This is a genomic window from Sodalis sp. RH24 (assembly GCF_047324145.1).
Lineage (GTDB): Bacteria > Pseudomonadota > Gammaproteobacteria > Enterobacterales > Enterobacteriaceae > Acerihabitans.
Genome location: NZ_CP178729.1, coordinates 3,879,082 through 3,892,239, shown reverse-complemented (window position 1 = coordinate 3,892,239; position 13,158 = coordinate 3,879,082). Strand labels below are relative to the sequence as shown.

Below are 13,158 nucleotides of genomic sequence, written 5' to 3'. Positions count from 1 at the left end.
AAAAATTTCTGGAGATGGGCGTGGATACGGAATTACTGAAAACCTTTTTGGAAGTTAGCAGGACCCGCCACTTTGGTCGCGCCGCGGAAGCGCTTTATTTGACGCAGTCGGCGGTGAGCTTCCGCATTCGTCAATTGGAAACGCAATTGGGCGTCAGTTTATTTACCCGGCACCGCAATAATATCCGCCTGACGCCTGCGGGAGAAAGCCTGTTGCCTTATGCGGAAAACCTGATGTCCACCTGGCAACTGGCCAAAAAAGAGGTGACCCGATCGCTGCAGCATAGCCTGTTATCCATCGGCGCCACCGCCTCGCTGTGGGAGGCCTGGTTGGGGCAATGGCTGCACGTGTTATACCAGCAGCGCCCCACCCTGCAGATAGAAGCCCGCATAGCGCAGCGCCACGCGCTGATAAGCCAGCTGCATGAGCGCCAGCTGGATTTGCTGATCAGCACCGAAGCGCCGAAGATGGAGGAGCTGACCTGTCAGTTGCTGGGGAATTTTTCGTTGTCGCTGTTTACCGCCTCGGCACCTCCCGAAACGGGGGATCGGCCTTATATCCGTCTGGAATGGGGGGCCGATTTCCATACCCATGAAAGCCGGCTGCTGGTGAATAACCCCCTGCCGGTCATGAGCACCACCTCGGCCCTGCTGGCCCGCAGCCTGCTGCCGACCACCGGGGCATGCGTATTTTTACCCAGCCATTGGGGCGAGTTATATCCCGACCTGGCCGCCATCGCCGATATCCCTCCCCTGGTCAGGCCGCTCTATGCCGTATGGCTGCAAAACAGCGATCAGCGCACCCAGATACGGCAGCTGTTGAAAACACCGGTCATTTAAGCCTGTGAAGCCCGTCACGTCCCTGGCGGCCATCAGGACGAGCCATCCCCCGGGTAGCCGGCCGCGGGTGCCTTATGAGCCTGCTGTTGGCTTTCCGCCGGGATGCCGGTGCGGGGAATACTGGTGACCTTGGCATTTTGCTTATTCTCCCACAGCGAGTTCAGCAGCCGTTGCAAGGCGATAAACGCAAACAGCAGGATGCCGATGACGATTTTGGTCCACCAGGAACTCAGGGTGCCGTCAAAGTTGATATAGGTCTGGATAAGCCCCTGGATCATGACGCCGAACAAGGTGCCGAACACCGTGCCGATGCCGCCGCTCAACAGCGTGCCGCCGATCACCACCGAGGCGATGGCGTCGAGTTCCACGCCCATGCCGGCCAACGCGTAGCCGGCCGAGGTGTAAATCGAAAACACAATGCCCGCAAGCGTCGCCAGCCCCGTGGACAGCATATAAATACGAATCGTGGTGCTGCGGGTCGATACCCCCATCAGGTTGGCGGCCGTCGCATTGCCGCCGATGGCGTACACCTGATTGCCGAACTGCGTATACCGCGCCAGCAGGATGCCGAACACCATCACCAGCAGCATCAGCACCCCCATGGCGCTAAGACGTCCGCCGCCGGGCATTTGCCAGGCGAGGCCCGAGAGGGTTTCATAGATCGGATGGTCGATGGGCAGGGACTCTTCCGACACCAGGTAACTGGCGCCGCGCAGGAAAAACATGCCGGCCAGGGTAATGATAAACGCCGGGATTTTTAATGTATCGATAAGCCAGCCCATAAACGCGCCGAATCCGCAGCCCATGATCAAGATCAGCGGAAACGCGACCAGCGGCGACAGATGATAATCGCCGATCACGCGCGCCAGGAAGACGCCGGTAAACGCGATAACCGACCCCACGGAAAGATCGATGCCGCCGGAAATAATCACAAAAGTCATGCCGACGGCGATAATGCCCAAGAACGCGTTATCCGTCAGGATATTGCAGATAACCCTGGTGGAGGCGAAACCGGGAAAACGGCTCAGGCAAAACAAATAACCGACAATAAATACCGCGATGGTAATGACCAGGGGAAGGTTACGTTTAAGCATGGCGACGGCTCCTGCGAATAAAAGCGATAAAGCTGGAGGACTGCATGACCAGCACGCAAAGCACCACCACGGCTTTCACCACCTGGTTAAGCTCCGGCTGGAAGCCCGACAGCAAAATGCCGGTATTCATCCCCTGGATAATCAGCGCCCCCAGGATTGACAGAAACAGGTTAAAACGCCCGCCCATCAGCGAGGCCCCGCCGATCACCACCGCCAGAATAGCGTCCAGTTCCAGCCACAGGCCGGCATTGTTGGCATCCGCGCCACGAATGTCGGCGGTGACGATCAGTCCGGCGACCGCGGCGCACAATCCGCTCAGGATGTAAGTGGACATGACGATAACCCGTGTCTTCACCCCCGCATTCTTGGCCGCGCGGATATTGATGCCCACCGCCTCGATAAACAATCCCAGGGCGGTTTTGCGCGTCAGCAGCCAGGCCAGTACCAGCGTAATCAGGGTAATAAACACCGGCACGGGGAAATAGAACAGCGAGCCGCTGCCGATCCAGGACAGCGACGGATTGTTGAAAGTAATGATCTGGCCTTCGGTCACCAGCTGCGCCACGCCGCGCCCGGCCACCATCAGGATAAGCGTTGCCACGAAGGGCTGTATTTTCAGCAGCGCCACCAGGACGCCGTTCCATAAACCCGACAGCACGCCCACGCCCAGGGTCGCCAGGATGATAACCGTCAGGCTATAGCCCTGTACGGTTAACGTCGCGGTCACCGCGCCGGCGATGGCCATGACGGCGCCCACCGACAGGTCGATCCCCCCGGTGGCGATAACCAGCGTCATGCCGATGGACAGCAGGGCGACCGGCGCACAGCGATTTAAGATATCAATGAGACTGCCGAACAACCGTCCATCCTGGATATGGATGGAGAAAAAATTATTGGCGACAATACTGTCAACCACTAACACAACCACCAACGCGGCCAGCTGCGGCATTCCCACCGGCCAGCGTTTGGCGACAACGACTTTAGTATCGGATGACATTGAACCAGACATAACAGTCACGCTCCTTAGGCGGCAATGGCATTCATAATGGCGCTCACCGATAGCTTATCGAGCGGAATATCCGCGATATGTTTCCGGTCGCGCAGAATAACAACCCGGTCGGCATAACCCACCAGTTCTTCAAGCTCTGAGGAGATCACCAGCAGGGCCAGCCCATCGGCGCACAAGGATTCGATTAAACGGATGATTTCGGCATGGGCGCCCACATCAATGCCCCGCGTCGGTTCGTCCAGGATCAGGAACTGCGGTTTGGTCAGCAGCCAGCGCGACAGCAGCACCTTTTGCTGATTGCCGCCGGACAGGAACTCAATCGGCTGCTCGGCGCTGGGCGTGCGGATATCCAGTTGGCGGATAAAACGCTCGGCAATGTTATTTTGTTCCTTGCGCGGGATGGGCCGCAGCCATCCGCGCTGTACCTGCAGGGCCAGGATAATATTTTCCCGCACCGAGGCGGCGGCGATAATGCCGTCTGTTTTACGATCTTCCGGACAGAAGCCCAGTCCCAGCTTTCCCGCCTGGTTGGGCGAACGGATCACCCGCTCGGTGCCCTTGATCCAGGCGGTGCCCGAATCCGCCGGGCGAATGCCGAAAATCACTTCGGCGGTTTCGGTACGCCCCGACCCCAGCAATCCGGCAAGCCCGACGATCTCGCCCGGCCTGACCTCCAGATCAAAGGGAGCGATCGTGCCTTTCTTGCCATAACCGGCAAAGGCCGCCACCGGCTTTTCGCTATGCAGGGTACGGCCGGCGCGCTGCAAGGCATGCTCATCCAGTTCACGACCCAGCATCATCTTGATCAATTCAATATGGGGCAATTCGCGGGTATAACGCGTGCCGACAAACTCGCCGTTGCGCAGCACGGTGATGCGATCGGTAATTTTATAGACCTGGTCGAGAAAGTGGGTCACAAAGATCAGGCTGATACCCCGGTCGCGCAGCTGGCGCATAATGGTAAACAGCATCTCGACTTCGTTGGCGTCCAGGCTGGCGGTCGGCTCATCCAGGATCAGCACCTTGGCCGACAGATCCACCGCCCGGCAAATGGCTACGATCTGCTGCATCGCCACGGAAAAATGCCCCAACGGCTCCGTTACGTCCAGCGCAAAACCATAACCCGCCAGTAATATTTCCGCGCGGCGATTAACCTCTTTACGATCGATAAAACCAAACCGTCGCGGTTCGCGACCGATAAATAAATTATCCGCCACCGACAGATTCGGCAGCAGATTGACTTCCTGGTACACGGTGCCGATGCCAAGCTCTTGCGCATGGGCGGTATTCTTGGGATGAATATCTTGCCCATCCAGGTTAATCGTACCGCCGTCACGTTGGTAAACACCGGTTAACGCTTTGATAAGGGTTGATTTCCCCGCGCCATTCTCGCCGAGCAATCCCATGATTTCGCCGCGATTGAGAGTTAACGACACGTTGTTTAACGCTTTTACGCCGGGAAAGGTTTTGCTTAGGCCGGTAATGTTGAGTAATACATCATCATGACTATCGATAATACCCACGGTAAATGCTCCTAAAGACGTAGCCGGATAAACACGCTATCAGTACCGTTACACCCCGACCCTGTGCCCCGGTATTGAAGGTTAACGGTCATTATTGGGGTAAAAGAAATGGATGCTATTCGCCAGCTACCAATGCGCCTGGAGTGCATGCAAACAACAGGGTAGAGATGCGCCCTGGCGGCTGGGGTCTTGGCGCCAAAACCCCAATCCCAGGGACGCGTTTACAACATATTTCTTTTTGCGCCGATCCAGGTCGCTCCCTGGCTACGCGGACGCAGGCTTAATCCCCATCGCTGCCGGCAGGATCCCCTGAGCTTTAGTAACCCATGCCGCTTTTCTTATCCAATTGGGCCTGGGCATCGGCCGGCAGGAACAGTTTGCTTTCCGTCTTGATGATTTTGGTGGGCTTGGTGCCGTCTTTTTTGTATTTCGCCAGGGCGTCAAACGCCGGTCCGGCCATATTCGGCGTTAACTCCACATTGGCGTTGGCCTCGCCCGCAAGCATGGCTTTATAGATATCCGGAACGCCGTCGATGGAGCCGGTAAGAATATCTTTACCCGGTTTCAGGCCGGCTTCTTTAATGGCCTGGATGGCGCCGATCGCCATATCGTCGTTATGGGCAAAGACCATACAGATATTTTTGCCGTTGTTTTCGGCCTTGATAAAGCTTTCCATGACCTCTTTCCCTTTGCTGCGGGTAAAGTCACCGGACTGGGAACGAATGATTTTGATGTTATGCGCCTTGGCAATGGCGTCGGCAAAACCTTTCTTACGGTCGATGGCGACGCTTGCACCCACGGTTCCCTGCAATTCCACCACATTACAGGGTTTATCGCCCACGGTCTTGACCAGCCAGTCGCCAATCAATTGGCCTTCAAGCACGTTATCGGCGGTAACCACCGTTAAATAGAGAGAATCATCTTTCACTTTAATAGCCCGGTCGAGCAGGAATACCGGGATCTTGGCGCTCTTGGCTTCCTGCAGTACCGGCTCCCAACCGGTCTGAACTACCGGCGCGATAAAGATGGCATCGACGCCTTGGGCAATAAATGAACGGACCGCCTTAATCTGGTTTTCTTGTTTTTGCTGCCCGTCGGCAATTTTTAAGGTAATGCCGCGCTTCTGGGCTTCACTTTTCGCCACCGACGTTTCCGCCGCGCGCCAGCCCGATTCAGAACCCACTTGCGAAAAACCGACGGTCAACGACTCGGCAAAAGCCACTGAAGACATGGCGACAGAAATGGCGGACACTAAAAGTAAACGCTTCCACATAGTCATCATCCTCTTATAATCATAAAATGTGCTGGTATCATTAGTTTGATAGCAATAATAAAACTAAACAAAAAACCGCTTTTTTATATCGGGGCGCATCACACTTTTGATAAATAAGAGCCGGGTCTAACAGCAACTTCTTTATTTAAATCTGTAGCTTATGGATATATTTTTGTCCAGTCCCAGAGAGTATGACGACATAATTGCTTTATTAATAAGCAATTACACGCCATCTGTTTTTTTTGCTTTACCCGTAACATGGGCGCGGCTATGTATAAATCAGCTGGTGTTTTTTATGTCTTCATCAGAAGAGAGAGGGTGTATTTAACGATGGTGCGCAGGGTGGGATTGTGGCATTTTCCCGATAACTAGAATTACCATAGCTGAATCAATTTTTTTATATGGATAATTTTGCTTTTATCTTTCAGCCGCGCGGTGCAGCTATTCCCAGCGGGCAACGAGAAAAATTGTGGGCAGGATGGCGTTAAACCGGCCAAGAGTTATTTAATAAATACCCGGATAAAAATGCTGGCAGGATTATTTATCCCCAATATTTATTAGGACAATGAAGCCCATTTCTGTAATGAGTCACCGCACACTGCCGGTCGTCAAAAAAACGTCCGGGAAATATAATCGAAGATTGCGTTATTGAGTGAAAACGAGCAAATAAAGCGCGTTTTAGCGCCCAATAGTCCCAACGCCAGGGGATGGACTGCGTTGCGTTTACAGTAATGCAGACGAAAAAAGCCCCTCGCGTAAGCGAAGGGCTTTTTTTTTATCTGGCAGGGGCGGAGAGACTCGAACTCCCAACACCCGGTTTTGGAGACCGGTGCTCTACCAATTGAACTACGCCCCTAAATAGGGTGGCGGTGCGGACGGGACTCGAACCCGCGACCCCCGGCGTGACAGGCCGGTATTCTAACCGACTGAACTACCGCACCACGATTCGGTACTACACCCAAACATAACATTTGCGGGGTCAACGCCTGTTAAAACCGTTTGCGGTGCTTGACCAACGCCCCTCGCTTCGCTCAAGGTATTGGTCTTAATGGATGCCTGGCAGTTGATGCCTGACTGCGTCAGGCCCCCTTCGGGCCGCCGCAAGCGGCGTTCAACAGGCTCCGCCTGTTGTCCTGCTCTCTGACTCGAGTAGCGAACTGCCAGGGTTACTTCACAACGCCTCTCGCTTCGCTCAAGGTATTGGTCTTAATGGATGCCTGGCAGTTCCCTACTCTCGCATGGGGAGACCCCACACTACCATCGGCGCTACGGCGTTTCACTGCTGAGTTCGGCATGGGGTCAGGTGGGACCACCGCGCTAGTGCCGCCAGGCAAATTCGTTACCGTCCGCCGCATATCCTTCTATGCCACGTCCGTTTATCCGGAACTTCGCTGAAAATTCTCTCGCCGCCCCTGGGGGCAACGCTCTCTTCGCGTCAAACACTTTAGGTGTTGTAAGGTTAAGCCTCACGGGTCATTAGTATCGGTTAGCTCAACGCATCGCTGCGCTTACACACCCGACCTATCAACGTCATCGTCTTTAACGTCCCTTCAGGTGGCTTAAAGCCACAGGGAAGACTCATCTCGAGGCAAGTTTCCCGCTTAGATGCTTTCAGCGGTTATCTCTTCCGCACGTAGCTACCGGGCAATGCCATTGGCATGACAACCCGAACACCAGTGGTGCGTCCACTCCGGTCCTCTCGTACTAGGAGCAGCCCCTCTCAATCTTCCAACGCCCACGGCAGATAGGGACCGAACTGTCTCACGACGTTCTAAACCCAGCTCGCGTACCACTTTAAATGGCGAACAGCCATACCCTTGGGACCTACTTCAGCCCCAGGATGTGATGAGCCGACATCGAGGTGCCAAACACCGCCGTCGATATGAACTCTTGGGCGGTATCAGCCTGTTATCCCCGGAGTACCTTTTATCCGTTGAGCGATGGCCCTTCCATTCAGAACCACCGGATCACTAAGACCTGCTTTCGCACCTGCTCGAGCCGTCACTCTCGCAGTCAAGCTAGCTTATGCCTTTGCACTAACCTCACGATGTCCGACCGTGATTAGCTAACCTTCGTGCTCCTCCGTTACTCTTTAGGAGGAGACCGCCCCAGTCAAACTACCCACCAGACACTGTCCTCGACCCGGATTACGGGCCGGAGTTAGAACATCAAACATTAAAGGGTGGTATTTCAAGGTTGGCTCCATGCAGACTGGCGTCCACACTTCAAAGCCTCCCACCTATCCTACACATCAAGGCTCAATGTTCAGTGTCAAGCTATAGTAAAGGTTCACGGGGTCTTTCCGTCTTGCCGCGGGTACACTGCATCTTCACAGCGAGTTCAATTTCACTGAGTCTCGGGTGGAGACAGCCTGGCCATCATTACGCCATTCGTGCAGGTCGGAACTTACCCGACAAGGAATTTCGCTACCTTAGGACCGTTATAGTTACGGCCGCCGTTTACCGGGGCTTCGATCAAGAGCTTCTCCTTACGGATAACCCCATCAATTAACCTTCCGGCACCGGGCAGGCGTCACACCGTATACGTCCACTTTCGTGTTTGCACAGTGCTGTGTTTTTAATAAACAGTTGCAGCCAGCTGGTATCTGCGACTGGCTTCAGCTCGGGGAGCAAGTCCCTCCACCTAATGCCAGCGTGCCTTCTCCCGAAGTTACGGCACCATTTTGCCTAGTTCCTTCACCCGAGTTCTCTCAAGCGCCTTGGTATTCTCTACCTGACCACCTGTGTCGGTTTGGGGTACGATTCGATGTGACCTGGAGCTTAGAGGCTTTTCCTGGAAGCGTAGCATCAATTCCTTCACCACCGTAGTGGCTCGTTATCACGCCTCAGTGTTGAATGAAAAAGCGGATTTACCTGCTCTTTCCACCTTCACGCTTAAACCGGGACAACCGTCGCCCGGCGAACCTAGCTTTCTCCGTCCCCCCTTCGCAGTCACACCCAGTACAGGAATATTAACCTGTTTCCCATCGACTACGCCTTTCGGCCTCGCCTTAGGGGTCGACTCACCCTGCCCCGATTAACGTTGGACAGGAACCCTTGGTCTTCCGGCGAGCGGGCTTTTCACCCGCTTTATCGTTACTTATGTCAGCATTCGCACTTCTGATACCTCCAGCAACCCTCACAGGCCACCTTCGCAGGCTTACAGAACGCTCCCCTACCCAACGGACATATCCTTAAGTCAACTCGACGTGATGAACGCATTGACGTCGCTGCGCTCCGTCAATCGTTTTCCGTACAATTGTCTTAAGTGATATGTCCGCTGCCGCAGCTTCGGTGCATGGTTTAGCCCCGTTACATCTTCCGCGCAGGCCGACTCGACCAGTGAGCTATTACGCTTTCTTTAAATGATGGCTGCTTCTAAGCCAACATCCTGGCTGTCTATGCCTTCCCACATCGTTTCCCACTTAACCATGACTTTGGGACCTTAGCTGGCGGTCTGGGTTGTTTCCCTCTTCACGACGGACGTTAGCACCCGCCGTGTGTCTCCCGTGGTAACATTCTTCGGTATTCGCAGTTTGCATCGGGTTGGTAATCCGGGGTGGACCCCTAGCCGAAACAGTGCTCTACCCCCGAAGATGAATTCACGAGGCGCTACCTAAATAGCTTTCGGGGAGAACCAGCTATCTCCCGGTTTGATTGGCCTTTCACCCCCAGCCACAAGTCATCCGCTAATTTTTCAACATTAGTCGGTTCGGTCCTCCAGTTAGTGTTACCCAACCTTCAACCTGCCCATGGCTAGATCACCGGGTTTCGGGTCTATACCCTGCAACTTAACGCCCAGTTAAGACTCGGTTTCCCTACGGCTCCCCTATTCGGTTAACCTTGCTACAGAATATAAGTCGCTGACCCATTATACAAAAGGTACGCAGTCACCCTGATAAATCAAGGCTCCCACTGCTTGTACGTACACGGTTTCAGGTTCTATTTCACTCCCCTCGCCGGGGTTCTTTTCGCCTTTCCCTCACGGTACTGGTTCACTATCGGTCAGTCAGGAGTATTTAGCCTTGGAGGATGGTCCCCCCATCTTCAGACAGGATATCACGTGTCCCGCCCTACTCATCGAGCTCACAGCACTTGCACCTTCGGATACGGGGCTATCACCCTGTGTTGCCGGACTTTCCAGACCGTTCTCCTGATACAAATGCTGATGGTGACTCTGGGCTGTTCCCCGTTCGCTCGCCGCTACTAGGGGAATCTCGGTTGATTTCTTTTCCTCGGGGTACTGAGATGTTTCAGTTCCCCCGGTTCGCCTCAATACGCTATGGATTCACGTAATGATAGTGCAACGAATTGCACTGGGTTTCCCCATTCGGACATCGCCGGCTGATAGCGCTTCATATCAGCTCACCGGCGCATTTCGCGGATTAGCACGTCCTTCATCGCCTCTGACTGCCTAGGCATCCACCGTGTACGCTTATTCACTTAACCTCACAACCCTAAAGTGTCTTCGGAATGGCTGCGAAAGGCCCCTGCCGGTGTTGCGCGGTGCTCGCCATGCTCATGGACATTGAGTCCACTCCGCTGGCTGCGCGCCGTGCGCCTTGGCCGGGACTTTCTCGCTCATCCCTCAACAAGGTCACCATCGACACGGCGACCTTATTAGGTTTGCTTGCTTTGAGAGAATCGCATACTGATTTTGCTCAGCATGTTTTTTTTCAAATTTTCAGCTTGTTCCGGATTGTTAAAGAGCATGTATTTCGCAGCATACTCATAAGAGTGTGCTCTGAAATAGACAGCGGGATATGGCGTCCCCTAGGGGGTTCGAACCCCTGTTACCGCCGTGAAAGGGCAGTGTCCTAGGCCACTAGACGAAGGGGACAAAGATAGGATCACGAAGCAGTGCTGCTTCGCAAAAAAAACCATACGAGCTGTTTGCTCATTACAGTTATCAGACAATCTGTGTGGACACTACACAATCTAGTATCTATTTCGGTAAGGAGGTGATCCAACCGCAGGTTCCCCTACGGTTACCTTGTTACGACTTCACCCCAGTCATGAATCACAAAGTGGTAAGCGCCCTCCCGAAGGTTAAGCTACCTACTTCTTTTGCAACCCACTCCCATGGTGTGACGGGCGGTGTGTACAAGGCCCGGGAACGTATTCACCGTGGCATTCTGATCCACGATTACTAGCGATTCCGACTTCATGGAGTCGAGTTGCAGACTCCAATCCGGACTACGACGCACTTTGTGAGGTCCGCTTACTCTCGCGAGTTCGCTTCTCTTTGTATGCGCCATTGTAGCACGTGTGTAGCCCTACTCGTAAGGGCCATGATGACTTGACGTCATCCCCACCTTCCTCCGGTTTGTCACCGGCAGTCTCCTTTGAGTTCCCACCATTACGTGCTGGCAACAAAGGATAAGGGTTGCGCTCGTTGCGGGACTTAACCCAACATTTCACAACACGAGCTGACGACAGCCATGCAGCACCTGTCTCAGAGTTCCCGAAGGCACATTCGCATCTCTGCAAACTTCTCTGGATGTCAAGAGTAGGTAAGGTTCTTCGCGTTGCATCGAATTAAACCACATGCTCCACCGCTTGTGCGGGCCCCCGTCAATTCATTTGAGTTTTAACCTTGCGGCCGTACTCCCCAGGCGGTCGATTTAACGCGTTAGCTCCGAAAGCCACGGCTCAAGGCCACAACCTTCAAATCGACATCGTTTACAGCGTGGACTACCAGGGTATCTAATCCTGTTTGCTCCCCACGCTTTCGTACCTGAGCGTCAGTCTTCGTCCAGGGGGCCGCCTTCGCCACCGGTATTCCTCCAGATCTCTACGCATTTCACCGCTACACCTGGAATTCTACCCCCCTCTACGAGACTCTAGCCTGCCAGTTTCAAATGCAGTTCCCGGGTTAAGCCCGGGGATTTCACATCTGACTTAACAGACCGCCTGCGTACGCTTTACGCCCAGTAATTCCGATTAACGCTCGCACCCTCCGTATTACCGCGGCTGCTGGCACGGAGTTAGCCGGTGCTTCTTCTGCGGGTAACGTCAATCAACAAGGTTATTAACCTTGTCGCCTTCCTCCCCGCTGAAAGTGCTTTACAACCCGAAGGCCTTCTTCACACACGCGGCATGGCTGCATCAGGCTTGCGCCCATTGTGCAATATTCCCCACTGCTGCCTCCCGTAGGAGTCTGGACCGTGTCTCAGTTCCAGTGTGGCTGGTCATCCTCTCAGACCAGCTAGGGATCGTCGCCTAGGTGAGCCATTACCTCACCTACTAGCTAATCCCATCTGGGTTCATCCGATGGCGTGAGGCCCGAAGGTCCCCCACTTTGGTCTTGCGACGTTATGCGGTATTAGCTACCGTTTCCAGTAGTTATCCCCCACCATCAGGCAGATCCCCAGACATTACTCACCCGTCCGCCGCTCGCCGGCAAAGTAGCAAGCTACTTCCCGCTGCCGCTCGACTTGCATGTGTTAGGCCTGCCGCCAGCGTTCAATCTGAGCCATGATCAAACTCTTCAATTAAAAGCTTGATGCTCAAAGATTGTCATACTGTTAATCTTATGAATTAACTGTTTGTTCACTCTTCAAGACTTGGTATTTTTGTGTTTCGATACGGTCTTGTGAGTGCCCACACAGATTGTCTGATAAATTGTTAAAGAGCATGGCCAGCGTGATAACAAAACTCACCCGGCGCGGGTTGCGTATATTACGCTTTCCCGTTGAAGAGTCAAGCTTTTATTTGCCCGTACCGGGCGCTTTTCCCTTCCCGACCCGGCGTCGCGTTAGCGTTTGTTCCCGGTCAGTGGAGGCGCATTATAGGGAATTCCCGCAGCGTGACAAGCGCTAATTGCTTATTTTAAGTTGATTGGTTTAATTTTCGACAAACTGATGCGTTTCTCGTGACTTGAGCCCGTTTTTACCGGTTAACCCGGCAAAACCGCGGGCAAAATCGCCCACCTGTTGCCAGTCGGTATATTCCACTTCTTTTGTGCTGTCGGTTTCGCCGCCGGTCATGCGCATGATCAGCTGGATCATGACACGATCGAGCCAGCGGTAATGCGGATAGCGCAGCGCACCGGCGAAAACCGCGCAACTATCCGGTTGCCAGGGCGTAGCCGCGAGAAATTTGCGTGTATAGGCATTGGTTTGCGGCGTGCGTTTATCCGCTTTGCGGGCGGTCAGGTTGACGGCAAAAAACGCGCTGGGCAACCGGTTAAGCCAATCCAGGTGCTGTTTGATAAAATCATGCAGCTCGGCGGCAAAATGTCCGTAGCGGATCGCGGCCCCGATCAGCACCCGATCGTAACGTTGCAAATCGCATTGCCCAGCCAGGCCCAGGTCGACAACATCGCAGGCGTGATTATCCGCGATAAGGCGTTCGGCGATAAACCGGGCGATTTTCAGCGTCTGCCCATCCCGGGTGGAATACAGAATCAGAGTGTACAT

General features: G+C 54.1%; 6 protein-coding genes, 3 tRNA genes and 3 rRNA genes. 1 reads left to right on the top strand and 11 read right to left on the bottom strand.

Annotation, left to right across the window (positions count from 1 at the left end):
• Positions 1-20 precede the first annotated feature (20 nt).
• A complete protein-coding gene (hdfR, locus tag ACL2XG_RS17625; RefSeq protein WP_410013111.1) occupies positions 21-839 on the top strand; it encodes an HTH-type transcriptional regulator HdfR in 819 nt (272 codons plus the stop codon).
• 32 nt (positions 840-871) lie between these two features.
• Here the strand turns inward: hdfR and yjfF are convergent, their stop codons facing one another.
• The 11 genes from yjfF to hemG all read right to left on the bottom strand — a co-directional run bounded on the left by yjfF (position 872) and on the right by hemG (position 13,158).
• On the bottom strand, positions 872-1,933 hold the full coding sequence (gene yjfF / locus ACL2XG_RS17620; RefSeq protein ID WP_410013110.1) for a galactofuranose ABC transporter, permease protein YjfF: 1,062 nt from the start codon (positions 1,931-1,933) through the stop codon (positions 872-874).
• Complete coding sequence (gene ytfT / locus ACL2XG_RS17615; protein ID WP_413721636.1) at positions 1,926-2,942, bottom strand: galactofuranose ABC transporter, ATP-binding protein YtfT; 1,017 nt, start codon at positions 2,940-2,942, stop codon at positions 1,926-1,928. Before ytfT ends, yjfF begins: the two co-directional genes overlap by 8 nt.
• 14 nt (positions 2,943-2,956) lie before the next feature.
• Positions 2,957-4,459, bottom strand: a complete 1,503-nt coding sequence (ytfR, locus tag ACL2XG_RS17610) for a galactofuranose ABC transporter, ATP-binding protein YtfR (protein ID WP_410016698.1) — start codon at positions 4,457-4,459, stop codon at positions 2,957-2,959.
• 322 nt (positions 4,460-4,781) lie between these two features.
• Entirely contained in the window at positions 4,782-5,738 is a 957-nt protein-coding gene (ytfQ, locus tag ACL2XG_RS17605) for a galactofuranose ABC transporter, galactofuranose-binding protein YtfQ (RefSeq protein WP_410013108.1), read from the bottom strand.
• 780 nt (positions 5,739-6,518) lie between these two features.
• Positions 6,519-6,594, bottom strand: a tRNA-Trp gene (locus ACL2XG_RS17600).
• Between the two features lie 8 nt (positions 6,595-6,602).
• Positions 6,603-6,679, bottom strand: a tRNA-Asp gene (locus ACL2XG_RS17595).
• A gap of 274 nt (positions 6,680-6,953) precedes the next feature.
• Positions 6,954-7,069, bottom strand: a 5S ribosomal RNA gene (rrf, locus tag ACL2XG_RS17590).
• A gap of 124 nt (positions 7,070-7,193) precedes the next feature.
• A 23S ribosomal RNA gene (locus ACL2XG_RS17585) occupies positions 7,194-10,186 on the bottom strand.
• 315 nt (positions 10,187-10,501) lie between these two features.
• Positions 10,502-10,577: transfer RNA gene (locus tag ACL2XG_RS17580), tRNA-Glu, on the bottom strand.
• Between the two features lie 114 nt (positions 10,578-10,691).
• Positions 10,692-12,234 (bottom strand): 16S ribosomal RNA (locus ACL2XG_RS17575).
• The 16S, 23S and 5S rRNA genes sit together here with 3 tRNA genes alongside, the layout of an rRNA operon.
• A 348-nt stretch (positions 12,235-12,582) precedes the next feature.
• On the bottom strand, positions 12,583-13,158 hold the full coding sequence (gene hemG, locus ACL2XG_RS17570; protein ID WP_413721637.1) for a menaquinone-dependent protoporphyrinogen IX dehydrogenase: 576 nt from the start codon (positions 13,156-13,158) through the stop codon (positions 12,583-12,585).

What these genes read in the sequence shown, in the direction of transcription:
- hemG (WP_413721637.1), bottom strand. Translation starts at nt 13,158, where the DNA reads ATGTACACTCTGATTCTGTATTCCACCCGGGATGGGCAGACGCTGAAA.
- ytfT (WP_413721636.1), bottom strand. Translation starts at nt 2,942, where the DNA reads ATGTCTGGTTCAATGTCATCCGATACTAAAGTCGTTGTCGCCAAACGC.
- yjfF (WP_410013110.1), bottom strand. Translation starts at nt 1,933, where the DNA reads ATGCTTAAACGTAACCTTCCCCTGGTCATTACCATCGCGGTATTTATT.
- ytfQ (WP_410013108.1), bottom strand. Translation starts at nt 5,738, where the DNA reads ATGTGGAAGCGTTTACTTTTAGTGTCCGCCATTTCTGTCGCCATGTCT.